The 23,355-nt window shown below is 70.5% G+C and carries 20 protein-coding genes, 1 tRNA gene and 1 pseudogene; 9 read left to right on the top strand and 13 right to left on the bottom strand.

The annotated features are described in order from the left end of the window. Positions 1-30: 30 nt before the first annotated feature. From ACH4PY_RS02580 to dnaA, 11 genes and pseudogenes are all read right to left on the bottom strand, one after another. Complete coding sequence (locus tag ACH4PY_RS02580) at positions 31-1,299, bottom strand: hypothetical protein (RefSeq protein WP_398175115.1); 1,269 nt, start codon at positions 1,297-1,299, stop codon at positions 31-33. Positions 1,300-1,759: 460 nt separating this feature from the next. Continuing rightward, positions 1,760-1,900 carry a DLW-39 family protein gene (locus ACH4PY_RS02585; RefSeq protein ID WP_199923322.1) on the bottom strand — a complete coding sequence of 47 codons (141 nt, stop codon included), beginning with the start codon at positions 1,898-1,900 and terminating at the stop codon, positions 1,760-1,762. A gap of 185 nt (positions 1,901-2,085) precedes the next feature. Next, positions 2,086-2,159 (bottom strand) — tRNA-Ile (locus ACH4PY_RS02590). Positions 2,160-2,219: 60 nt separating this feature from the next. Further along, positions 2,220-2,897, bottom strand: coding sequence for a DUF3566 domain-containing protein (locus ACH4PY_RS02595; RefSeq protein ID WP_398175118.1), 678 nt, complete (start codon positions 2,895-2,897; stop codon positions 2,220-2,222). Positions 2,898-2,900: 3 nt separating this feature from the next. After that, the gene (gene gyrA / locus ACH4PY_RS02600) at positions 2,901-5,600 is read right to left on the bottom strand and encodes a DNA gyrase subunit A (RefSeq protein ID WP_398175120.1); all 2,700 of its coding nucleotides are present in this window, start codon (positions 5,598-5,600) and stop codon (positions 2,901-2,903) included. Between the two features lie 43 nt (positions 5,601-5,643). Beyond that, the gene (gene gyrB, locus ACH4PY_RS02605; protein WP_398176038.1) at positions 5,644-7,644 is read right to left on the bottom strand and encodes a DNA topoisomerase (ATP-hydrolyzing) subunit B; all 2,001 of its coding nucleotides are present in this window, start codon (positions 7,642-7,644) and stop codon (positions 5,644-5,646) included. Between the two features lie 451 nt (positions 7,645-8,095). Continuing rightward, positions 8,096-8,608: a DUF721 domain-containing protein gene (locus ACH4PY_RS02610; RefSeq protein WP_398176040.1), complete on the bottom strand. Its 513-nt coding sequence runs from the start codon at positions 8,606-8,608 to the stop codon at positions 8,096-8,098. 74 nt (positions 8,609-8,682) lie between these two features. Next, entirely contained in the window at positions 8,683-9,879 is a 1,197-nt protein-coding gene (recF, locus tag ACH4PY_RS02615) for a DNA replication/repair protein RecF (RefSeq protein ID WP_398175122.1), read from the bottom strand. 84 nt (positions 9,880-9,963) lie between these two features. Next, positions 9,964-10,857: pseudogene (gene gnd, locus ACH4PY_RS02620) on the bottom strand (phosphogluconate dehydrogenase (NAD(+)-dependent, decarboxylating)); the annotation flags it as partial. Positions 10,858-10,969: 112 nt separating this feature from the next. Continuing rightward, positions 10,970-12,100: a DNA polymerase III subunit beta gene (gene dnaN, locus ACH4PY_RS02625; RefSeq protein ID WP_031512716.1), complete on the bottom strand. Its 1,131-nt coding sequence runs from the start codon at positions 12,098-12,100 to the stop codon at positions 10,970-10,972. 792 nt (positions 12,101-12,892) lie between these two features. Beyond that, complete coding sequence (gene dnaA / locus ACH4PY_RS02630) at positions 12,893-14,728, bottom strand: chromosomal replication initiator protein DnaA (RefSeq protein ID WP_398175125.1); 1,836 nt, start codon at positions 14,726-14,728, stop codon at positions 12,893-12,895. A gap of 388 nt (positions 14,729-15,116) precedes the next feature. Between dnaA and rpmH the strand changes: the two genes are divergently transcribed. The 9 genes from rpmH (at position 15,117) to ACH4PY_RS02675 (ending at position 21,866) form a co-directional block, all read left to right on the top strand. Continuing rightward, complete coding sequence (gene rpmH, locus ACH4PY_RS02635; protein WP_030543677.1) at positions 15,117-15,254, top strand: 50S ribosomal protein L34; 138 nt, start codon at positions 15,117-15,119, stop codon at positions 15,252-15,254. 19 nt (positions 15,255-15,273) lie between these two features. Continuing rightward, complete coding sequence (rnpA, locus tag ACH4PY_RS02640; protein WP_398175127.1) at positions 15,274-15,672, top strand: ribonuclease P protein component; 399 nt, start codon at positions 15,274-15,276, stop codon at positions 15,670-15,672. After that, a complete protein-coding gene (gene yidD / locus ACH4PY_RS02645; RefSeq protein ID WP_031512713.1) occupies positions 15,669-15,986 on the top strand; it encodes a membrane protein insertion efficiency factor YidD in 318 nt (105 codons plus the stop codon). Before rnpA ends, yidD begins: the two co-directional genes overlap by 4 nt. 2 nt (positions 15,987-15,988) lie before the next feature. Next, positions 15,989-17,236, top strand: coding sequence for a membrane protein insertase YidC (gene yidC / locus ACH4PY_RS02650; protein ID WP_398175130.1), 1,248 nt, complete (start codon positions 15,989-15,991; stop codon positions 17,234-17,236). A 15-nt stretch (positions 17,237-17,251) separates the two neighbouring features. After that, positions 17,252-17,770, top strand: coding sequence for a protein jag (locus tag ACH4PY_RS02655; RefSeq protein ID WP_398175132.1), 519 nt, complete (start codon positions 17,252-17,254; stop codon positions 17,768-17,770). 132 nt (positions 17,771-17,902) lie between these two features. After that, positions 17,903-18,646: a 16S rRNA (guanine(527)-N(7))-methyltransferase RsmG gene (gene rsmG, locus ACH4PY_RS02660; protein ID WP_398175134.1), complete on the top strand. Its 744-nt coding sequence runs from the start codon at positions 17,903-17,905 to the stop codon at positions 18,644-18,646. A gap of 318 nt (positions 18,647-18,964) precedes the next feature. Further along, positions 18,965-20,083: a ParA family protein gene (locus ACH4PY_RS02665; protein ID WP_398176042.1), complete on the top strand. Its 1,119-nt coding sequence runs from the start codon at positions 18,965-18,967 to the stop codon at positions 20,081-20,083. Further along, on the top strand, positions 20,080-21,171 hold the full coding sequence (locus tag ACH4PY_RS02670) for a ParB/RepB/Spo0J family partition protein (protein WP_398175136.1): 1,092 nt from the start codon (positions 20,080-20,082) through the stop codon (positions 21,169-21,171). The genes ACH4PY_RS02665 and ACH4PY_RS02670 overlap by 4 nt, the downstream gene beginning before the upstream one ends. 77 nt (positions 21,172-21,248) lie before the next feature. After that, entirely contained in the window at positions 21,249-21,866 is a 618-nt protein-coding gene (locus tag ACH4PY_RS02675) for a GNAT family N-acetyltransferase (protein ID WP_398175138.1), read from the top strand. A 108-nt stretch (positions 21,867-21,974) separates the two neighbouring features. On the opposite strand, the gene trxA is transcribed toward ACH4PY_RS02675, so the two are convergent. Together trxA and trxB are read right to left on the bottom strand one after the other, a co-directional pair. Then, positions 21,975-22,304, bottom strand: coding sequence for a thioredoxin (trxA, locus tag ACH4PY_RS02680; RefSeq protein WP_398175140.1), 330 nt, complete (start codon positions 22,302-22,304; stop codon positions 21,975-21,977). 40 nt (positions 22,305-22,344) lie between these two features. Continuing rightward, a complete protein-coding gene (gene trxB / locus ACH4PY_RS02685) occupies positions 22,345-23,295 on the bottom strand; it encodes a thioredoxin-disulfide reductase (protein WP_398175142.1) in 951 nt (316 codons plus the stop codon). Positions 23,296-23,355: the final 60 nt, after the last annotated feature.

Below are 23,355 nucleotides of genomic sequence, written 5' to 3' on the forward strand. Positions count from 1 at the left end.
CCGGCGGGACCGTCCGGCCCGGCGTCACCGCTACCGCGGCGGGCGTTGCTGCGTGACCGTGTCGGCGGCGGCCGGCCGCCGCCGCACCGCGAGCGTCCACCCGCCCAGCGCCAGCACCAGCACCGTCCCGGCGCCGAGCGCGGCGAAGCCGACCTGGCGCCGCACGGAGGTGCCGCCGTCCGCGGCGGCCCGGGACGGCGCGGTGCCGTCCGCCGAGGACACGTCGTGCGCGCCGACCCCGATCCCCACGGCCTTCGGGTCCCCGTCGTAGGCGGGCGCGGCCTGCGCGCTGCCCGCGACCTCGATCCGCAGCGTCACCGGCACGGCGCCCCGCACGAAGGTGGCGACCTCCGGGTGCACGGTGACGGCGACGTAGTACCAGCCCGCGAAGCGCACCGCCGAGACGTCCGAGTCGTCGGCGCCGCGGTTCGCGTACGAGACGGGCGCGAGCTGCTCGTGCAGCGAGCTGGGGGTGCCGTCGTAGGACTCGTCGGTGTCGTCGACCAGTGCGCGCACCGGGTTGAAGACGGCCAGCCGCACACCGCCGCTGGTGAAGCCGGAGTCGTCGGTGACCTCGGCGTTGGAGAAGTCGGCGAAGACGGTCGCCCGCTGGCCCCAGTCGACGGGGATCTTGTAGAAGCGCGTCTCGCCCGGCCGCACCGTGTCCTTCCAGATGCCGGTCCGCACCGCCGCCGCGGTCTCCGGGGAGGTGCCGCCCGCCGCCTCGTGCGGGGTCCCGGCGGTCAGCGGGGTGGGGGTCGCGCTGTCGGGGTCGCTGTCGGAGTCGAGGCCGGGCGCGTGCCCGGCGGGGGCGCCGGACTTGAGCGGCGGCTCCACGACCCAGCGCAGCTCCAGCGGCCAGGGTGCCGGGTCGGAGGCGCCCCCGCTGGTGCGGTGCACGGACAGCGTGTACTGGCCGGCCTCCTGGCAGACGTCGTCGGCCGCGATCGTGCGGGAGACCGCGGTGCCCACCGGACGTGCCCCGTCGTCCTCCCCGAAGTGGACGTCGGCGTCGTCGCACTGGTCGCCGTCGGCGCTGAGCAGGGTCAGCTCGATGCCGTCGTCGAAGGCCACCCGCGCGCCGGGTGCGGGAAGCGCGAAGGCCGAGGCATAGGCGGAGGACACGGCGTCGAGCGCGATGCCGTAGTAGCGCGTCTCACCGGGCCGGATCGTGTCGCGGTAGGTGGCGCCCGGCTTCATCGCGGGTGCGTCCGCGGTCGTGGCCGTACCGGCGAGCTGCGCGCCCTGCGGCTGCCAGCCTGCGGGAGCGGCGGGCGTACCGCCCGTTCCCCCGGTCACGCCGTCCGCGTGGGCGGGCCCGGCCTGGAGGGCTCCCAGCGCCAGCAGCGCCCCCGTCAGGGCGGCCCCCGCCGCGCGCCGCCCGCCTCCCCCACGGGTGCCGGTACGACGACGGCCCCCGGCACGTATGCCGCGGCATATGCGCCGGAAAACGGAAGACGCGGCATATATACCGAGTCGTTGAGCCGGCCCGGCTCCTAAGGCACGCCGCCCGGCGGCCCCTGCCCGTACACCGTGCTTCCCGGCCGCTGCCGCCCGTATGCGGCGGTGCGGCGCCCCGTGCCCTGTCATGGCCCACCCCTTGTCGTACGGCTCCGCATACGGCGTGCCAGGGCCGTCGCTCCGGGTCCGGCGAGCAATCCGGAACGGTCACGGTCCCACAACAACGAAGGTCCCGGCCGCAGTCACTGCGGCCGGGACCTGGGGCGGTGGTGCCGGCTCTCGGCGGCCCACCGCGGCGTCACACGTTGGCGCCGGAACCCGCCGGGACCGAGTCAGTGGCTTCCGTCCACAGGTCCTGCTCGGCGCGGTCCGCCTGGATCTGTCGGTAGACGAACAGCCCGGCGACGGCGGCCAGTGCAACCAGGAGAAACTTCTTCATCGCCCGACCTCCTCCTTCATGCATGGTGGAAACAGCTCCTGACGCGCCCGACTATACACAGCAGCCGATACCGAACGGTGACCTGCGCCCCCGAAGCGCCGCGCCCCCTCGCTCCCACCGCGCCGACCTGCGCACAAACGCCGAAGGCCACGTACTCGATCGAGTACGTGGCCTTCGCGCGTCGGTGGGGCTACCAGGACTTGAACCTGGGGCCTCTTCCTTATCAGGGAAGCGCTCTAACCGTCTGAGCTATAGCCCCGCGCTGCAACGAAAGATTAGCGCACGCCTGGCCATGTCCCAAAATCGGTATCGCCCGGCGCTACTCGTCCTCGGCGAGCGTCAGCTCCACACCGCCCACGAAGCCCGCGGACAGGTTGTAGATGAAGGAGCCCAGCGTGGCCAGCGCGGTGGCCAGCACGACGTCGATGACCGCGATCACCGTGGTGAAGAGCATCACGCGGGACAGCGACAGGAAGGACACCAGGTCGAAGCCGCCCTTGCCGCCCTGCTCGGACGTGGTGGCGTCGGAGATGGTCGAGCCGACGGTGCTGAAGACGCCGATCGCGTCGAGCACCATCCACAGCACCGCGACGGCCACGATCGTGCAGATGCCCAGCGCGATGGACAGCAGGAAGCTGACCTTCATCACCGACCACGGGTCGGCCTTGGCGATCCGCAGCCGTGCCTTGCGCGTGCGCGGCACCGTACGGGCCGCGGGGCGCGGGCGGCGCACTCCGGCGGAGGACGCCGAGCCGCGCCCCCCGGAGCGGCCCTGCGCGCCCCGCCCGCTGTGACCGCCCGGCGCTCCGGGCGTACCCGGCGAGGCGGGCGGCGCACCCGGCGGCGGAGGCGCGTAGGCCTGCGGCGGCTGGTGCGGTTGGGCCGGCTGCTGACGCGTGCCCGTCACTGAGTATCCCCCCTGGTCAGGGCCGCCAGCCGAGCCACGGGCACCTCCGGTCGTCCCGGACCCGCCTGCGGCGCCCGTGGCTCCACTCACGGCTTACTCCTCCGGCTCACCGGCCGCGGGCGCTTCGCCCTCGGCCGTAACGTCCTGTCCGGCGTCCTGTCCGGTGCCGGCCACGACATGTTCGATTCCGTGTCCGGACCCATCCTCGCCCATAACGGCGGGACCGGCCGCATCCGGATCATCCTCCGCTTCGGCGTTACGCGCGATACCGACCACGGCATCGCGTTTCCCGAGGTTGATCAGTTGGACGCCCATGGTGTCACGGCCGGTTTCACGGACCTCGTCGACCCGCGTCCGGATGACCCCGCCGCTCAGCGTGATGGCCAGGATCTGGTCACCGGCCTCGACGACGAGCGCGCCGACCAGCGAGCCCCGGTCCTCGACGATCTTGGCGGCCTTGATGCCCAGGCCGCCGCGGCCCTGCACCCGGTACTCGTCGACCGAGGTGCGCTTGGCGTAGCCGCCGTCGGTGGCGGTGAAGACGTACGTCCCGGCCCGCACCACGTTCATGGACAGCAGCTCGTCGCCCTCGCGGAAGCTCATGCCCTTGACCCCGGACGTCGCCCGGCCCATCGGCCGCAGCGCATCGTCCGACGCGGTGAACCGGATGCACTGGGCCTTCCGGCTGACCAGCAGCAGGTCGTCCTCCGCCGAGACCAGCTCGGCGCCGATCAGCTCGTCGGGGGTTCCGCCCTCGGCGCCCTCGGCCCCTTCGGCGGCCTCGCGCAGGTTGATCGCGATGACACCGCCGGCCCGCGGGGAGTCGTAGTCCTTGAGCGCGGTCTTCTTCACCAGGCCGGACTTGGTGGCGAGCACCAGGTACGGCGCGGCCTCGTAGTCCTTGATGGCCAGGATCTGCGCGATCCGCTCGTCCGGCTGGAAGGCCAGCAGGTTGGCGACGTGCTGGCCGCGCGCGTCCCGCCCGGCGTCCGGCAGCTCGTAGGCCTTGGCGCGGTAGACCCGGCCCTTGTTGGTGAAGAACAGCAGCCACTGGTGAGTGGTGGTGACGAAGAAGTGGTCGACGATGTCGTCCTGCTTGAGCTTCGTGCCGCGCACGCCCTTGCCGCCGCGCTTCTGCGAGCGGTAGTCCTCGGTCTTGGTGCGCTTGACGTAGCCGCCGCGGGTGATCGTGACGACGATGTCCTCCTCGGCGATCAGGTCCTCGATGGACATGTCACCGTCGAAGGGCACGAGCTTGCTGCGCCGGTCGTCGCCGTACTTGTCGACGATGGCCTGCAGCTCCTCGCTGATGATCTGCCGCTGCTTCTGCGGCGAGGCGAGGATCGCGTTGTACTCGTTGATCTTCGCCTGGAGCTCGTCGTGCTCGGCGATGATCTTCTGCCGCTCCAGCGCGGCCAGCCGCCGCAGCTGCATCTCCAGGATCGCGTTGGCCTGGATGTCGTCGATGTCGAGCAGGCCCATCAGGCCCTCGCGCGCGACCTCGACCGTGTCGCTGCGCCGGATGAGCGCGATGACCTCGTCGATCGCGTCCAGCGCCTTGAGCAGGCCGCGCAGGATGTGGGCGCGCTCCTCGGCCTTGCGCAGGCGGAAGCGGGTGCGCCGGACGATGACCTCGACCTGGTGGGTGACCCAGTGCCGGATGAAGGCGTCCAGCGACAGCGTGCGCGGCACCCCGTCGACCAGGGCCAGCATGTTGGCGCCGAAGTTGGTCTGCAGGTCGGTGTGCTTGTACAGGTTGTTCAGCACGACCTTGGCGACCGCGTCCCGCTTCAGGACGATGACCAGCCGCTGGCCGGTGCGCGACGACGTCTCGTCGCGGACGTCGGCGATGCCGCCGATCCGGCCGTCCTTGACGAGGTCGGCGATCTTCTGCGCCAGGTTGTCGGGGTTGACCTGGTACGGCAGTTCGGTGACGACCAGGCACTGCCGGTTCTGGATCTCCTCGACCTCGACGACCGCCCGCATGGTGATCGAGCCGCGGCCGGTGCGGTACGCGTCCTCGATGCCCTTGCGGCCGACGACGAGCGCGCCGGTCGGGAAGTCAGGGCCCTTGATGCGCTCCATGAGCGCTTCCAGCAGCTCCTCCGGTCCGGCGTCCGGGTTGGCCAGGCACCACTGGGCGCCGTCGGCGACCTCGCGCAGGTTGTGCGGCGGGATGTTGGTGGCCATACCGACCGCGATGCCGGCCGAGCCGTTGATCAGCAGGTTCGGGAAGCGGGACGGCAGGACCGTCGGCTCCTGGTTGCGGCCGTCGTAGTTGTCCTGGAGGTCGACGGTCTCCTCGTCGATGTCCCGGACCATCTCCATCGACAGCGGCATCATGCGGCACTCGGTGTACCGCATGGCGGCGGCCGGGTCGTTGCCGGGCGAGCCGAAGTTGCCGTTGGAGTCGACGAGCGGCATCCGCATCGACCACGGCTGCGCGAGGCGGACCAGCGCGTCGTAGATCGAGGAGTCGCCGTGCGGGTGGTAGGTGCCCATGACGTCGCCGACGACGCGGGCGCACTTGTAGAAGCCCTTCTCCGGCCGGTAGCCGCCGTCGTACATCGCGTACAGCACCCGGCGGTGCACCGGCTTGAGGCCGTCCCGCACGTCCGGCAGCGCACGCGAGACGATGACGGACATCGCGTAGTCGAGATAGCTGCGCTGCATCTCGGTCTCGAGCCCGACGGGCTCGACGCGCAGGCCGCCGGCCTCGTTGCGCAGTTCCCGCTCGGAGTCGGGGACGTCGGGCACGGGGGGCATGTTCGGGGGGGTCTGGTCGTCGGCCATCGCTGTCAGATAGTCCTTTCACACGGCCAATGAGGGGGCCGACTCAGATGTCCAGGAACCGGACGTCCTTGGCGTTGCGCTGGATGAAGGAGCGGCGGGCCTCCACGTCCTCGCCCATCAGGACCGAGAACAGGTCGTCGGCCTGCGCCGCGTCGTCCAGCGTGACCTGGCCGAGCACACGGTGGTCGATGTCCATCGTGGTGACGCGCAGCTCCTCCGCGTTCATCTCGCCCAGACCCTTGAAGCGCTGGATCGAGTCCTCACGGACGCGCTTGCCGTTCTGCTTGCCCAGGACCACCAGCGCGTCGCGCTCGCGGTCGGAGTAGGCGTACTCGAAGTCGTCCCGGCCCCACTTGATCTTGTACAGCGGCGGACGGGACAGGTAGACGTGTCCGGCCTCCACCAGCGGGCGCATGAAGCGGAAGAGGAAGGTCAGCAGCAGCGTGTTGATGTGCTGGCCGTCGACGTCGGCGTCCGCCATCAGGATGATCTTGTGATACCGCAGCTTGGCGATGTCGAAGTCCTCGTGCACGCCGGTGCCGAAGGCGGAGATCAGCGCCTGGATCTCCTGGTTCTGCAGGATCTTGTCGATCCTGGCCTTCTCGACGTTGAGGATCTTGCCGCGGATCGGCAGGATCGCCTGGTACTGCGGGTTGCGGCCGGACTTCGCGGAGCCACCGGCCGAGTCGCCCTCGACGATGAAGATCTCGCACTTCGTCGGGTCGTTGGACTGGCAGTCGCTCAGCTTGCCGGGAAGCGACGCGGACTCCAGCAGGCCCTTGCGGCGGGTCAGGTCGCGCGCCTTACGGGCCGCCACCCGGGCCGTCGCCGCCTGGATGGCCTTGCGGACGATGTCCGCGGCCTCCACCGGGTTGCGGTCCAGCCAGTCGCTGAGGTGCTCGTGGACGACCTTCTGCACGAAGGTCTTCGCCTCGGTGTTGCCCAGCTTGGTCTTCGTCTGGCCCTCGAACTGCGGCTCGCCGAGCTTGACCGAGATGATCGCGGTCAGACCCTCGCGGATGTCCTCGCCGTTGAGGTTGTCGTCCTTCTCGCGCAGCAGCTTCTTCTCCCGCGCGTACTTGTTGACCAGGCTGGTCAGCGCCGCGCGGAAGCCCTCCTCGTGGGTGCCGCCCTCATGCGTGTGGATGGTGTTGGCGAAGCTGTAGACGCCCTCGCTGTACTGGCTGTTCCACTGCATCGCCACCTCGACGGACAGCAGCCGCTCCTTGTCCTCCGCCTCGATGTCGATGACGGTGGGGTGGATCAGCTCGCCCTTGCGCGAGTTGAGATACGTCACGTAGTCGACGAGGCCGCCCTCGTAGAAGTACGTGACGCTGAGCGGCTTGCCCTCCTCGTCCACGTGGTCGGCGCGCTCGTCGGTCAGCGAGATGCGCAGGCCCTTGTTGAGGAAGGCCATCTCCTGGAAGCGGCGCGAGAGCGTCTCGAAGGAGTAGTCGGTGGTCTCGAAGATGTCGCCGTCGGCCCAGAAGGTCACCGACGTGCCCGTCTCCTCGACGGCCTCGTTGCGTGCCAGCGGCGCCGTCGGCACCCCGAGCTTGTAGTCCTGCGTCCAGCGGTAGCCGTCGGTGCGCACCTCGACCGCGACGCGCGTCGACAGCGCGTTGACCACGGAGACGCCGACGCCGTGCAGACCGCCGGAGACCGCGTAGCCGCCGCCGCCGAACTTGCCGCCCGCGTGCAGCACGGTCAGCACGACCTCGACGGCCGGCTTGCCCTCGGAGGCAACCATGCCGACCGGGATACCGCGTCCGTTGTCCACCACGCGCACCCCGCCGTCGGCGAGGATCGTGACGTCGATGGTGTCCGCGTGCCCGGCCATCGCCTCGTCGACCGAGTTGTCCACCACCTCCTGCACGAGGTGGTGCAGGCCGCGCTCGCCGGTGGACCCGATGTACATGCCAGGACGCTTGCGCACCGCGTCCAGGCCTTCGAGCACGGTGATCGCGCTGGCGTCGTAGGACTTGCTGGAATTCTCGTTGGGGTTGCCGGAATCGGCCACGAAGCGCCCTTTCTGGCACAGCACGAGCCGGGTCCCGACGCGCGGGATCGGCTGCGTCTTCGACATGTTCCGCTGGGGTACCCCTGCCGCTTGGCCAGGGGAGGGCGGTGTTGGAGCCAGTCTACCGGTAGCGCCGACCCTCATGGGGCTTTGCCGGTACCTCGCTTCCCATGTGCCGCCCAAAACCGCTGCCGTGAGACTCCCTCCACGCGGACCAGGCCCCAAAACCGCTCACGCGGGCGTCCAGGGCTTCCGGCTGTCAGGGCCCGGCTACGCACAGCAGGCTCTCCCCCCGGCATCCCCGCAGCCCTCTCACCAGGCTCGCACGCAGGTCCGACAGAGCCCTCTGACCTGCGCTTTCATCGCGGTACGCGCAAGGTCCGCGGCGCCGCCCGGCTCGTACGGGCGTACGGCGGTGGTACGGGGGCGCGCGTCGGGCGCTCCCCGTACGGCGTCCGGCACGTGAGGAACCGGCTCAGCCGTACGTGTCACCCGGGCCGCGGCTGCCCGGCGCGCGCAGCCGCCCGTTGTAACCGCGCGGGGGACCCGCCGGGCCCTGGACCTTCAGCAGCTTGACCGTGCCGTGCCCGAGGTCGGTGTTGAGCCGGGCCACCAGCATCGGGGCCAGCAGCCGCAGCTGCGTCGCCCAGGCCGTGGAGTCGCACACCACGGTGAGGACGCGCGCCTCCTCGTCGTAACGCTCGGGCGCGCAGTGCTGCGCCACGTCGGGGCCGACGAGCTGCGGCCAGCGGCCCATCACCCCGCCGACCGCGGCCGGCGCCTCCCAGCCGCGCTCGGTGATCAGCCGGTTGATCGCCGCGCCCAGCGGCAGCGGGTCGCGCCCGTCGGCGTGCGCGCCGCTGCGCAGGCCGCCCCGCCTGGCCTGCTTCTTCTGCACGGCCGCCGCACCCCTGGCCCTGGCCTGCTCCTTCGCGGCACGCAGCGCGACCCGCGCCAGATCCACACCCGAGGGCTGCTGGCCGGGCACGGCGGGGGAGGCGTCCGGGGCGCCGGACGGACCCGGTGGGCCCGGGGTGCCGGGCAGGCCGGGAGTGGCGTCGCTCACTGCCGCACCACCGTCCCGTTCTCCACCGCGAAGCGCGCGCCGCGCAGCGCCCCGGGCACGTCGTCGTCCACCGCCGCGGTGACCAGCACCTGCTCGCCGCCCGAGACGAGATCCGCGAGCCGCTCCCGGCGCCGGGCGTCCAGCTCGGCGAAGACGTCGTCGAGGACCAGCACCGGCTCGTCGCCGTCCGCGCACAGCAGCTCGTAGGAGGCCAGCCGCAGCGCCAGCGCGTACGACCAGGACTCGCCGTGGCTCGCGTAGCCCTTCGCGGGCATCGGGCCGAGCTTGAGCAGCAGGTCGTCGCGGTGCGGGCCGACCAGCGTCACACCGCGCTCGATCTCCTGCCGCCGGGCCTGCGTCAGCGCCTCCAGCAGCCGCTCGCGCAGCTCGTCGCGGCCGCTCGCGCCGGCCATCGCCTCGTCGCCGATCGAACCGCGGTAGTCCAGGCCCACCGGCCCGCCGCCCGGCGCGAGCTGCTCGTACGCCTTGTCCACCAGCGGCTGGAGGGCCGCGACCAGGTCCAGCCGGTGCGCCAGCAGCTCCGCGCCCGCGCCCGCAAGATGCTGGTCCCACACGTCGAGGGTGGACAGGTCCCCCGCAGACTTCGTCGCGGGAGGTCCCCCCGGGCCCTTGCTGCCGTGCCGTCGGGCCAGCGCGGCGGTCTTCAGCAGCGTGTTGCGCTGCTTGAGCACCCGGTCGAAGTCGCTGCGCACCCCCGCCAGGCGCGGCGCCCGTGCGGTGATCAGCTCGTCCAGGAAGCGCCGCCGCTCCCCCGGATCGCCCTTGACCAGCGCCAGGTCCTCGGGCGCGAAGAGCACGCTGCGCACGATGCCCAGCAGGTCGCGCGGGCGAACCTGGGAGGAGCGGTTGATCCGGGCGCGGTTGGCGCGGCCGGGGTTGATCTCCAGTTCGAGCAGCTGGCGGCGCTCGGCCGCGTCGCCGCCGAGCGGGCCGGGGCCGCCGCCCTGCACGACCTGGGCCCGCACCACCGCGCGCTCGGCGCCGATGCGCACCAGCGGGGCGTCGGCGGCGACCCGGTGGCTGCCCAGCGTCGCGAGGTAGCCGACCGCCTCGACCAGGTTGGTCTTGCCCTGCCCGTTGGGGCCCACGAACGCCGTGACGCCCGGGTCGAGAGGGACCTCGGCCCGGGCGTAGGAGCGGAAGTCGGCGAGCGACAGGTGCGCTACGTGCATCGCGTGCTTGGCGCGCGGCCGCGCCGACCTCCTTGCTGTGCTGTGCGGTGCGGTGCGGGCCGCCGGACGGCCCGCACCCGCGGCTTACTCCGCGGCGGTGACCGCGTGGCCGCCGAACTCGTTGCGGAGCGCGGCGATCATCTTCATCTGCGGCGAGTCCTCCTGGCGGGAGGCGAACCGCGCGAAAAGCGAGGCGGTGATCGCCGGCAGCGGCACCGCGTTGTCGATCGCGGCCTCCACCGTCCAGCGTCCCTCACCGGAGTCGTCGGCGTGACCGCGCAGCTTCTTCAGGTGCTCGTCCTTGTCGAGGGCGTCCACGGCCAGGTCGAGCAGCCACGAGCGGATGACCGTACCGGACTTCCAGGAGCGGAAGACCTCGCGGACGTCGGTGACCGAGTCCACGGCCTCCAGCAGCTCCCAGCCCTCGGCGTAGGCCTGCATCATCGCGTACTCGATGCCGTTGTGGACCATCTTCGCGAAATGCCCCGCGCCGACCTTGCCGGCGTGCACCGCGCCGCTGTCGCCCTCGGGCTTGAGCGCGTCGAAGATCGGCTGCGCCTTGGCGATGTCCTCGGCCTTGCCGCCGTACATCAGCGCATAGCCGTTCGCCAGGCCCCAGACGCCGCCGGAGACACCGCAGTCGACGAAGCCGATGCCCTTGGCGGCCAGCTGCTCGGCGTGCTTCTCGTCGTCCGTCCAGCGCGAGTTGCCGCCGTCGACGACCAGGTCGCCGGGGGAGAGCAGCTCGCCCAGCTCGTCGATGGTCGCCTGGGTCGCGGCGCCGGCCGGCACCATGACCCACACCACGCGCGGCGCCTGCAGGCTGTCCACAAGCTCCTTGAGGCTGTGGACATCGGCGAGATCGGGGTTGCGGTCGTAGCCGATGACGGTGTGCCCTGCGCGGCGGATGCGCTCGCGCATGTTGCCGCCCATCTTGCCGAGACCGATGAGACCGAGCTCCATCACACTTCCTTCGTTTCGAAGCCTCGCGGACCCCCGGAACGCGCACCGGCGCCGTCCGCGGCCGTCTGACGCTGAACCTGACCTGAGGACGAGCCTACGTCGGTCCGTATGCCCCCTGCGGGCGGGCTCAGCCGGACAGCCGCACCGGCATGATCAGGTACTTGTACGCCTCGTCCGCCTCGGCGTCGACCGCCGGGCGGCCGCTGAGCAGCGCGGGCTTGGTGGACGTGGTGAAGGACAGCTGGGCGGCCGGGGAGTCGATGGCGCTCAGGCCGTCGAGCAGGAAGGTCGGGTTGAAGGCGATCGAGATGTCGTCGCCCTCCAGCTTGGCGTCGACCCTTTCCACAGCCTGTGCATCCTCGCTGGAACCGGCCTCCAGGGTCAGCACGCCCTGCTCGAAGCTCAGCCGCACCGGGGTGTTGCGCTCGGCGACCAGGGCCACGCGCTTGACGGCCTCGACGAAGGGCGCCGTCTCGATCACCGCGACGGAGGCGAACTCCGTGGGGAAGAGCGTGCGGTACTTCGGCAGGTCGCCCTCCAGCAGCCGGGTCGTCGTCCGGCGGCCGGCGCCCTCGAAGCCGATCAGGCCCTCCCCGGCTCCGGAGCCGGCCAGCGCGATCGAGACGGTGTCGCCGCTGGTGAGCGACTTGGCGATGTCCTGCAGCGTCTTGGCGGGCACCAGGGCGACGGCGGAGATGTCGGCCTGCTCCGGCTTCCACAGGAACTCGCGGACGGCGAAGCGGTAGCGGTCGGTGGCGGCCAGCGTCACCGTGTCGCCCTCGATCTCGATCCGGACGCCGGTCAGCACCGGCAGCGTGTCGTCGCGCCCGGCGGCGATGGCGACCTGGCTGGCGGCGGCGGCGAAGACCTCACCGGGCACGGTGCCGGACGCCGTCGGCATGGCGGGCAGCGCCGGGTATTCCTCCACAGGCAGTGTGTGCAGCGTGAAGCGCGAGCTGCCGCAGACCACGGTGACGCGGACGCCGTCGGTCGAGATCTCCACCGGGCGGTTGGGCAGCGCCCGGGAGATGTCGGCGAGCAGCCGGCCGGACACCAGGACGGTGCCCTCCTCGTCCACCTCGGCCTCGACGGCGACCCGGGCCGAGACCTCGTAGTCGAAGCCGGACAGGCTCAGCTGCCCGTCCTCGGCCTTGAGCAGCAGGCCCGCGAGGACCGGCACCGGGGGACGGGCCGGGAGGCTGCGGGCTGCCCAAGCCACTGCCTCGGCGAGTACGTCGCGCTCCACCCGGATCTTCACCGGAACCGCCTCCTGCTTGTTGCCGACTGTCGGGGAACAGTCTGCCGCAGGGGACTGTCACTCGTTGCTGCTTGCCGTCAAGCGGCGACACGGGCGGGCGGACGACGACCGGCGAGTTGTGCACAGGACCGGCTTCGAAACGCTTTCCCCGCTCTCTACGTGTAGTCGTAGTAGTAGGGGGTGTGGATACCGTGGATAACCGGTTCCTGCGCAGGTCAGGCCGCGTTTTTTATCCCCAGAGCCTGTGGGTGGAGCCTGTGGGCAACCGGGGTCCGCTGTGGACGGCGGAAAGTTGTGCACACCTCGTGCACAGGCCGATGGGGGTTGTCCCCAGCTGCATCCCCAGGAATACCCAGGTTCTCCCCAGGCCAACCCACCACGTTGGTGTGACGGCTTTCACTCTTCCGGGGGACAGACCGGATTTCGTTGCCGAACAGTGGACAGAGATGTGGAGAAGTGGCCTTCTGCTGTGCACAACCGACCGCATCCTGTGGGCGAGCGGTGGACAACCGGTCGGGGGGTGCTGTGGACGACCGCGCTGTCCACAGTCTGTGGACGACGGTTACCCACATTTCCCCAACCGGCTGAGCTGCCCGGACGGCCGCACGGCGGCCGGACCTGTGGAGGGTATCGGGACAACTCCGGTGTCCCCAGGGTGTGGACGACAAAAACGCCGCGATCCTGTGGACAACAGGACCGCGGCGTCGGGGATTCGAACAGGGCGCGGGGCGTGCGAGGGCGCGGAACGCGCGCGGCGGGACGAACGTGGGGGGCGGGACGTGCGCCCGCGGCTCAGCTCTTGATGCGGTTGGTGAGCTCGGTCACCTGGTTGTAGATCGACCGCCGCTCGGCCATCAGCGAGCGGATCTTGCGGTCGGCGTGCATCACCGTGGTGTGGTCGCGGCCGCCGAACAGCGCGCCGATCTTCGGCAGCGACAGGTCCGTCAGCTCCCGGCACAGGTACATCGCGATCTGCCGCGCGGTGACCAGCACCCGGCTGCGGGAGGAGCCGGACAGGTCGTCCACCGCGAGCCCGAAGTAGGCCGCCGTCTCCGCCATGATCGCGTTGCCGCTGATCTCCGGCACCGAGTCCTCGCCGCCCGGGATCAGGTCCTTGAGCACGATCTCGGTGAGCTGGAGGTCCACCGGCTGCCGGTTGAGGCTCGCGAAGGCCGTGACGCGGATCAGCGCGCCCTCCAGCTCGCGGATGTTGCGGGAGATCCGCGAGGCGATGAACTCCAGCACCTCCGGCGGCGCGTTCAGCTGCTCCTGCACCGCCTTCTTGCGCAGGATCGCGATCCGCGTCTCCAGCTCGGGCGGCTGGACGTCGGTGATCAGGCCCCACTCGAAGCGGTTGCGCAGCCGGTCCTCCAGGGTGACCAGCTGCTTGGGCGGCCGGTCCGAGGACAGCACGATCTGCTTGTTCGCGTTGTGCAGCGTGTTGAAGGTGTGGAAGAACTCCTCCTGCGTCGACTCCTTCTGCGCCAGGAACTGGATGTCATCGACGAGCAGGATGTCCATGTCCCGGTATCTCTTGCGGAACGCGTCCGCCTTGCCGTCCCGGATGGAGTTGATGAACTCGTTGGTGAACTCCTCCGAGCTGACGTACCTGACCCGGGTGCCCGGGTAGAGGCTCCGCGCGTAGTGTCCGATCGCGTGCAGCAGGTGCGTCTTGCCCAGACCCGACTCGCCGTAGATGAAGAGCGGGTTGTACGCCTTGGCCGGCGCCTCGGCCACCGCGACGGCGGCGGCATGCGCGAAGCGGTTGGAGGCGCCGATGACGAAGGTGTCGAAGAGGTACTTCGGGTTCAGCCGCGCGGTCGGCTCCACCGACCCGCCGCTCGCACCGCCCGATCCGGGGCCGCCGCTGTGGCCGCCGCCGTGACCGGGCCCGTGGCCGGGTCCGCCCGGACCGCCGCCGTGGCCGCCCGCCGGGCCGGGCCCGGGGCGGTCGCCGCGGGAATCGGAGGCGGGGTGCTGCTGCGGCGGGTAGCCGCCGCCGGTCGCGGGGGGGTACGGGCCCCGGTCCGGGGGCAGCGCCTGGTGCGGAACGGAGGGGTAGCCGTCGGAGCGCTCGGGACGGTAGGGCCCGGAGGGGTCGGGGCGCGGGTCGCGGTGGCCGGAGTAGTCGTCGGGCCTGCGGTCCGGGAAGCCGCCGCCGGAGGTGCCCCAGGTGCCGAGCCCCGGCTGCTGCCAGCTCTCGCCCGCGGGGGTGCGCGGCGTCCAGTCGTCGCTGCCGCCGCCGGGCGGGTCCTGGTAGGAGTGCCGCGGGCGGGGGACGTCGTCGTACGGGTCCTCTGCCGGCCGCTGCCGCTCGGGGGAGGGCGCGGGCGGCGGGGCGGGCTGCTCCTGCTCGCCGCCGGACGCGACGGCGATGGCGATCCCCACGGTGTGACCGAACTCATGACTGAGCACGTCCGTGATGAGCTGCTTGAGCTGCTGCCCCTCCAGGATTTTCTTGGCGTACTCGTTCGGCGCCGACAGCACCGCGGTGCCGGCCACCAGCGCCAGCGGCTGGATACGGCGCAGCCACTCGGCGTGCACCGGCTTCAGGTCCTCCCCGCTCACCAGCAGCTTCTGCAGGACCCGGGGCCACACTGCGGCAAGATCGGCGCTTACGTCAGCCACAGGGCACGCTCTCTCGGGTTGCTGAACTAACTGGGGGTGCGTGGACTCCCGCGGACGTGTGGATCGCGACAGGGGCGGGAAGAGTACGGAGTTCAGCCACGGTAATCAGCGCGGCGTGCACGGTTCAAGTCGTTGTCCACAGGGTGTGTACAAATGGCGGGCGCGCACCGCCGGGTTTGACCGGATGGCCTAGCCGCACGTACCGTATCGAGGTCGAGTTGTCGATGGCTGCTGCCGCCTGCCTACCGATAGGCGAGGATCCTCCGGTGTATTCGTACTGCCGGGCGGTCGTCAAGCGGTGACCCGTTTGGTCCGCGAGCTTTTCGTGGGCGCACGGTGACAGCCAGGCGACGCCCCGCCGGATCCGAGACTCTCCTGGAGCCCCTGAGTGAGCAAGCGCACTTTCCAGCCGAACAACCGTCGTCGTGCCAAGACCCACGGCTTCCGCCTGCGGATGCGTACCCGTGCCGGTCGCGCCATCCTCGCGACCCGCCGCGCCAAGGGCCGCGCGCGCCTGTCCGCCTGATTGCCTCAGGCCTGATGTCGTGCTGCCCACCGAGAATCGGCTGAGGCGGCGCCAGGATTTCGCTGCGGCCGTACGCCGTGGACGCCGGGCGGGCCGCCCGCTGCTGGTCGTCCATCTGCGTCGCGACGCCACCCACCCGCATGTGCCGGGGGAGAGCACTCCCCCGGCACGTGCGGGTTTCGTCGTAAGCAAGGCGGTCGGCGATGCCGTACAGCGGAATCGGGTCAAGCGCAAGCTCCGGCATCTCGTACGGGAACGTCTGTCTCTGCTTCCCCCCGGTAGCCTGGTAGTGGTACGCGCGCTTCCCGACGCCGGGAACGCGGACCATGCACAGCTGGCCCTCGACCTGGACGCCGCACTGAAGCGGCTGCTGGGCCGTGACACCCATGGCGACGCCGAGGGGAGGGTGGCTCGATGAAATACCCGCTGCTGGCACTGATCAAGCTGTACCAGTGGACGATCAGTCCGCTGCTCGGCCCGGTGTGCCGGTACTACCCGTCGTGCTCGCACTACGGGTACACCGCGATCGATCGGCATGGTGCGATCAAGGGCACCGCCCTGACCGCGTGGCGCATCCTCCGGTGCAACCCCTGGTCGCCCGGCGGTGTGGATCATGTACCGCCGCGTAAGCGGCCGCCATGGCACCAACTGCTGCGCCGCGCACTGCGGGGCGGCTCCGACGGGCCCGTCACGCCCGAGCCCACCGGACCCTCTCACGCCCAAGGAGCCTGACCGTGGGGATCCTGAACCCCCTATACGACGCAGTGTCGTGGATCATCGTCCAGTTCCACTCGTTCTACAGCCTGATCTTCGACAAGGACAGCGGCTGGGCGTGGGGTCTGTCCATCGTCTCGCTGGTGGTCCTGATCCGCATCTGCCTGATCCCGCTCTTCGTGAAGCAGATCAAGTCGACGCGGAACATGCAGGCGCTCCAGCCGAAGATGAAGGCGATCCAGGAGCGGTACAAGAACGACCGCCAGAAGCAGTCCGAAGAGATGATGAAGCTGTACAAGGAGACGGGCACCAACCCGCTCTCCTCGTGCCTGCCGATTCTGGCGCAGTCGCCGTTCTTCTTCGCGCTCTACCACGTGCTGAGCAACATCGCGAAGGGCAACGAGGTCGGTGTGATCCACCACAACCTCGTCAACAGCGCGCAGAACGCCCACATCTTCGGTGCCCCGCTGGCCGCGAAGTTCCTGGACAGCTCCTCCAAGGTCGAGAGCCTCGGTGCGACGCTCGCCGATGTGCGTGTCGTCACCATCATCATGATCGTGATGATGTCGGCCTCGCAGTTCTTCACCCAGCGCCAGCTGATGACGAAGAACGTCGACATGACGGTCAAGACGCCGTTCATGCAGCAGCAGAAGATGCTGATGTACGTCTTCCCGCTCATCTTCGCCGTGATGGGTATCAACTTCCCCGTCGGTGTCCTCATCTACTGGCTGACCACCAACGTGTGGACCATGGGCCAGCAGATGTTCGTGATCTACCGCAACCCCACCCCGGGCAGCCTGGCCTTCAAGCAGCGCCAGGAGCGGCTGCGTGCCAAGGGCAAGCTCGTGGAGCCGCCGGAGGAGGTCGCCGCCAAGGAGGCCGTCGAGGTCGCCCGGGCGAACCGCACCCAGCCCAAGCGGCAGACCAAGGCCAAGCGGCACACCGGTGCCACCGGTGGCGGTACGGGCCCCGGCGCCTCTCGTGCGGGCGGCTCCGGCGGCCAGGACCAGGACGAGGGCGGTAGCGCCAAGACCGTCGACGGCGACACCGCGGACTCCGCCGGCTCCGGGTCCTCCCAGGCCTCCGGTGGCGGCAGCAAGCCCAAGTCCGGCAACGGCGGAGCTCCGCGGGCGGGTGCGCCGCGCGCCGGTGCGCCCCGTGCCGGAGCCCCCAAGGCCGGCGGTCAGAAGGGTGGCGGTCAGAAGGGCGGCTCCACGGGCAAGCAGCCCGGAGCCAAGGCCAAGCCGACCACGTCGAAGAAGAAGTAAGAGGAGAGTCCAGGCGTGAGCGACGTCAACACCGGCACGGCAACCGACAGCGGCTCGTCCGCGACGCTGACCCGCCTCGAGCAGGAGGGCGAGATCGCGGCGGACTACCTGGAGGGGCTGCTGGACATCGCCGACCTCGACGGTGACATCGACATGGATGTCGAGGGCGAGCGGGCTTCGGTGTCGATCATCGGCGACGGCTCCGCCCGCGAGCTGACCAAGCTCGTCGGGCGGGACGGCGAGGTGCTGGAGGCGCTCCAGGAGCTCACCCGGCTCGCGGTGCACCGCGAGACCGGCGAGCGCAGCCGCCTGATGCTGGACATCGCGGGCTTCCGGGCCCGCAAGCGCGCCGAGCTGGCGCGGCTGGGCGCGGAGGCCGCCGCCGAGGCGAAGGAGACCGGTGAGCCGGTGAAGCTCGACCCGATGACCCCCTTCGAGCGCAAGGTCGTCCACGACGCGGTGGCCGCCGCCGGACTGCGCAGCGAGTCCGAGGGCGAGGAGCCCCAGCGCCGGGTGGTCGTCCTGCCGGTCTGACGACCGGCTGCCGCCCATGATCATTCGGCCCCGTCTGCTCGCAGGCGGGGCCGAATCTTGTCAGGCTGGACGAACCCGAACGTGACGATCGACACGACAACCGACCACGAGAACCGACGAAAGGAAAGTCCCGTGACGGAGGCAGCAGCGGAGCTTCCCGCGCCGCCGGAGCAGGCCGGGGCAGTGTTCGGCGACCGGTTCGCCGACGCCGTGCGCTATGCCGAGCTGCTGGCGGACGCCGGGGTGCACCGTGGCCTCATCGGTCCGCGTGAGGTGCCGCGGCTCTGGGAGCGGCACCTGCTGAACTGCGCGGTGCTCTCCGAGGTGATCGAGCAGGGCGTGTCGGTGTGCGACGTCGGCTCCGGTGCCGGCCTCCCCGGCATTCCGCTGGCGCTGGCCCGCCCCGACCTGGACATCACGCTGCTGGAGCCGCTGCTGCGCCGGACCACCTTCCTGGAGGAGGCGGCACGGCTGCTCGGGCTGGAGAACGTCACGGTGGTCCGCGGCCGGGCTGAGGAGATGGTCGGCAAGCTGCCGCCGGTGGACGTGGTGACCGCGCGGGCGGTGGCCCCGCTGGAGCGGCTCGCCGGGTGGGGGCTGCCGCTGCTGAGGCCGCACGGGGAGATGGCGGTACTCAAGGGCGACACCGCCGAGGAGGAGCTGAAGGCGGCGCGGGCGGCGCTCGGCAAGCTCGGCGCGGTGGGCGCCTCGGTGGTCCAGGTGGGCGAGGGTGTCGTGGACCCGCAGTCCACCGTGGTGCGTGTTCTGGTGGGCGAGAGCCCGGGTGGCGTACGGGCGGCCACGCGCCGGGCCAAGGCCGCGCGGGCCAGCCGGGCGCCGCGTACCGGAGGCAGCGCGGGACGCCGCCGCCGCTGAAGCCGGGTGGGGCTCCGCGGCGCGGACCATCCGCCTGTCCGCCTGTCCGCCCGATGCTGAGCAGGACAGCCGACGCGGGCCGAATGTGCCGACCGAAACGGCCAAAGCGGCACAATTCGGAGTGTCTGCCGCAATACCGGCGCGGTGCGGCGCATCGTGTTTCACGTGAAACGTCGCTCACTGCTTCCAGGAGTCCTCAGCCGCGGTCGGGCCGCGGCCGAGGCGCGCGCCAACAAACCGACCAAGACCAATTCGGCTGTGGATAACCGGGATTTGTCCACAGGCGGCCGGGGCTCGCTGGTTCAGCACCCCTCAGGCATGGCAGGCTCTTCTTATCGCGAGCCTGACGTCGAGGAGAGTGAGTCATTGCGGTCCGACGCCAACATCGCGGGGCCGATGGCCGACCCGGTCCCCGGCCCCCGCACTGCTGAATCAGCCGGGGGATCACTTTCCACGCCCCCGGGCTTCGGGAGCGATGTTTCACGTGAAACATTGCCTCCTATGGATGACACCCCGATCGGCCGCGCTGCCCAGATGGCCGTCGAGGCGATGAACCGCACGGGCGAGGGGCTGCCGCGACCGGCGCAGACCCGCGTCATGGTGGTCGCCAACCAGAAGGGCGGGGTCGGAAAGACCACGACCACGGTGAACCTGGCGGCTTCGCTGGCTCTGCACGGCGCCCGTGTCCTCGTTATCGACCTCGACCCGCAGGGCAACGCATCCACCGCGCTCGGCATCGACCATCACGCCGAAGTGCCGTCGATCTACGACGTGCTGGTGGAGAGCAAACCGCTGTCCGATGTGGTGGTGCCGGTGGCCGATGTGGAGGGGCTCTTCTGCGCGCCCGCCACGATCGACCTGGCCGGTGCCGAGATCGAACTCGTCTCGCTGGTCGCGCGGGAGAGCCGGCTCCAGCGCGCCATCGAGGCCTACGAGCAGCCGCTGGACTACGTCCTGATCGACTGCCCGCCCTCGCTCGGCCTCCTCACCGTCAACGCCCTGGTGGCCGGCGCCGAGGTGGTCATCCCGATCCAGTGCGAGTATTACGCGCTGGAGGGCCTCGGACAGCTGCTGAAGAACGTGGACCTCGTCCGGGCCCATCTGAACCCGAAGCTGCATGTCTCCACGATCCTGCTGACGATGTACGACGGCAGGACCCGCCTGGCGTCCCAGGTCGCCGAGGAGGTGCGTACCCACTTCGGGAAGGAAGTGCTGCGCACCAGCATCCCGCGATCGGTACGCATCTCCGAGGCGCCCAGCTACGGCCAGACCGTCCTCACCTACGACCCGGGCTCCAGCGGCGCCCTGTCCTATCTGGAGGCTGCGCGGGAGATGGCGCTGCGCGGTCTGCCGGGAGGTCTCACCGTGGAGTACCAGCCGCAGGACGACCAGCATCATGAGCAGCACCCGCACAGCATGTCGGAGGGCATCCAGTGAGTGATCGACGCAGAGGACTTGGGCGCGGTCTCGGCGCGCTCATCCCGGCAGCGCCGCAGCCGACCAGTCCGGCGGCGGGAGCTGCTCCGGTGATGGTGCCGGACCGCGGGGTCGCGGCCGCCAAGGTGGCCGGGCTGGTGGACCGCCGGTCCGCCGACGCGCCGCCCGCGGTGGACATCCCTGTTTCACGTGAAACAGAGCCCGATCTCTCCGCCGCCCGGGTTCCGGTGAGCGGTGCCTACTTCGCCGAGCTGGAGCTCGACGCGATCACCCCCAACCCGCGCCAGCCGCGGGAGGTGTTCGACGAGGACGCGCTCAACGAGCTGATCACCTCGATCAAGGAGGTCGGCCTCCTCCAGCCCGTGGTGGTGCGGCAGATCGGCGCGGACCGCTTCGAGCTCATCATGGGCGAGCGCCGCTGGCGTGCCTGCCGTGAGGCGGGGCTGGAGCGGATCCCGGCGATCGTCCGGGCCACGGACGACGAGAAACTGCTTCTCGACGCCCTGCTGGAGAACCTGCACCGGGCTCAGCTCAACCCGCTGGAAGAGGCGGCCGCCTACGACCAGTTGCTGCGGGACTTCGCCTGCACGCATGAGCAGCTCGCCGACCGGATCGGACGGTCGCGCTCGCAGGTCTCCAACACGCTGCGGCTTCTGAAGCTGCCAGCTCCGGTGCAGCGCCGGGTGGCCGCGGGCGTGATCTCCTTCGGGCACGCCCGCGCGCTGCTGGCGCTGGATGACTCCGAGGAGCAGGACCGGCTGGCGCTCCGGATCGTGGCGGAGGAGCTGTCGGTCCGCACGGTCGAAGAGATCGTGAAGCTGATGAACAGCGAGCCGCGGACGGCGAAGAAGACCGCGGCGCCGCGGGCAGGCCGCCGGGTGTCCCCCGCGCTCACACATCTCGCGACCCGGCTGTCCGATCGCTTCGACACCCGGGTGAAGGTCGATCTGGGGCAGAAGCGCGGAAAGATCGTCGTGGAGTTCGCGTCGATGGAGGATCTGGAGCGCATTCTCGGCACCATGGCGCCGGGCGAGGGCAAGGTCCTGGAGAGCCCGCTCGACGACGGAGCCGAGGACGACGACGAGTGACACCGTGGCACCCCGGAACTGCCGCCGGGGTGCCACCCCACCGCCGTTGGTAGCGACAGAAATGGGGTCTGTGGCACATGGGGCGTCGGCTGGTACCGCTCACGCTGGACAACCTTCCCGATCTCCCCAGACCCTGCAGACGCTGTGTCTTCTGGGAACTCGACCCCGTGAGCGGCGAGGCCGCCGTCCAGGCCGGTAAGCCCGAGCTGGAGAAGGAGGCCTGGATCTCCGCCGTCCTGCTGGAGTGGGGATCCTGCGGCCGGGTCGTCTATGTCGACGAGATGCCGGCGGGCTTTGTGCTCTACGCCCCCGCCGCCTACGTCCCCCGGTCCACCGCCTTCCCCACCAGCCCGGTGTCGCCGGACGCCGTGCAGCTGATGACCGCCCGGGTGCTGCCCGGCTACCAAGGGCAGGGCATCGGGCGGGTGCTCGTACAGACCGTCGCCAAGGATCTGGTGCGTCGGGGCTTCAAAGCGATCGAGGCCTTCGGCGACGCGACATGGTCCTCGCCCTCCTGCGTGCTGCCCGCGGACCATTTGCTCGCCGTCGGCTTCAAGACGGTCCGGCACCACCCGCGCTATCCGCGGCTGCGGCTGGAACTGCGCTCGACGATCTCCTGGAAGGAAGACGTCGAGATGGCCATCGACCGGCTGCTGGGCGCCGTACAGAAGGAGCCCGCACTCCGGCCGCTCTGAGCATCCGCTGTGGCCCGTACGGGCCGTCAGGCGCCGCGGCACAGCGAAAAGGGCCGGCTCCCAGGAGGGGAGCCGGCCCTTCATGTTCCACGTGGAACAGTCGCGGACTCAGCTGATGAAGTCCGACAGGTCACGCAGCAGCGCGGCCTTGGGCTTGGCGCCGACGATCGTCTTCACGACCTCGCCGCCCTTGTAGACGTTGAGCGTCGGGATCGACATCACGCCGTACTTGGCCGCGGTGACGGGGTTCTCGTCGATGTTGAGCTTGACGATGGTGATCTCGTCCGGGTGCTCCGCGGCGATGGACTCCAGCGACGGGGCGATCTGGCGGCACGGGCCGCACCACTCGGCCCAGAAGTCGACCAGAACAGGCTTGTCGCTGTTCAGGACCTCGTCGGCGAAGGTGTCGTCAGTCACGTGGATGGGCTTGCCGGCCACGGCAGTCTCCTCAGGTTCGATGGGATGCGGGGTGAAGGGTTCAGGCGGGCTGCTCGGCGTCGCTGAGGGCCGCCAGGTAGCGCTCGGCGTCCAGGGCGGCGGAACATCCGGTGCCGGCCGCGGTGATCGCCTGGCGGTAGGAGTGGTCCACGACGTCCCCGGCGGCGAAGACCCCCGGGATGCTGGTGCGGGTGGTGGGCGACTGGACCTTGAGGTAGCCCTCGGCATCCAGGTCGAGGACGCCCTTGAAGAGTTCCGTCCGCGGGTCGTGGCCGATCGCGATGAAGAGCCCGGTGACCGGCAGCTCGGAGGTCTCGCCGGTCTTGGTGTTGCGCAGCGTCAGGCTGGAGAGCTTGCCGTCGCCGTGGATCTCGGCGACCTCGCTGTCCCACACGAAGGAGATCTTCGGGTCGGCGAAGGCCCGCTCCTGCATCGCCTTGGACGCCCGCAGGGTGTCCCGCCGGTGCACGATCTTGACGGACTTGGCGAACCGGGAGAGGAAGGTGGCCTCCTCCATCGCGGTATCGCCGCCGCCGATGACCGCGATGTCGTGCTCGCGGAAGAAGAAGCCGTCACAGGTGGCACACCAGGAGACGCCACGGCCGGAGAGCTGGTCCTCGTTGGGCAGGTTGAGCTTGCGGTGCTGCGACCCGGTGGCGACGATCACGGCCTTCGCCCGGTGGACGGTGCCCGCCGAGTCGGTGACCGTCTTGATGTCACCCGACAGGTCGACGGCGACCACGTCGTCCGGGACCAGCTCGGCGCCGAAGCGCTCGGCCTGGGCCCTCATGTTGTCCATGAGGTCGGGGCCGATGATGCCGTCACGGAAGCCGGGGAAGTTCTCCACCTCGGTGGTGTTCATCAGCGCACCGCCCGCGGTGACCGAGCCCTCGAAGACCAGCGGGCTGAGGGAGGCGCGTGCCGTGTACAGCGCCGCGGTGTAGCCCGCGGGCCCCGAGCCGATGATGATCACGTTACGGACGTCGCTCACGGGTGTCTTCCTCGTCTCTGCGGACTGCGGTGGGGGTCCGGTTCTGGCTGGACTCTCGTC

It is taken from the genome of Streptomyces sp. NPDC021224 (assembly GCF_044332905.1).
Classification (GTDB): Bacteria; Actinomycetota; Actinomycetes; order Streptomycetales; family Streptomycetaceae; genus Actinacidiphila.

Bases quoted from the DNA above. Each gene is read 5' to 3' on its own strand.
- ACH4PY_RS02585 (WP_199923322.1), bottom strand. From the start codon at position 1,900: ATGAAGAAGTTTCTCCTGGTTGCACTGGCCGCCGTCGCCGGGCTGTTC.
- gyrA (WP_398175120.1), bottom strand. From the start codon at position 5,600: ATGGCCGACGACCAGACCCCCCCGAACATGCCCCCCGTGCCCGACGTC.
- recF (WP_398175122.1), bottom strand. From the start codon at position 9,879: ATGCACGTAGCGCACCTGTCGCTCGCCGACTTCCGCTCCTACGCCCGG.
- yidD (WP_031512713.1), top strand. From the start codon at position 15,669: ATGAAATACCCGCTGCTGGCACTGATCAAGCTGTACCAGTGGACGATC.
- ACH4PY_RS02665 (WP_398176042.1), top strand. From the start codon at position 18,965: ATGGCAGGCTCTTCTTATCGCGAGCCTGACGTCGAGGAGAGTGAGTCA.
- ACH4PY_RS02675 (WP_398175138.1), top strand. From the start codon at position 21,249: ATGGGGCGTCGGCTGGTACCGCTCACGCTGGACAACCTTCCCGATCTC.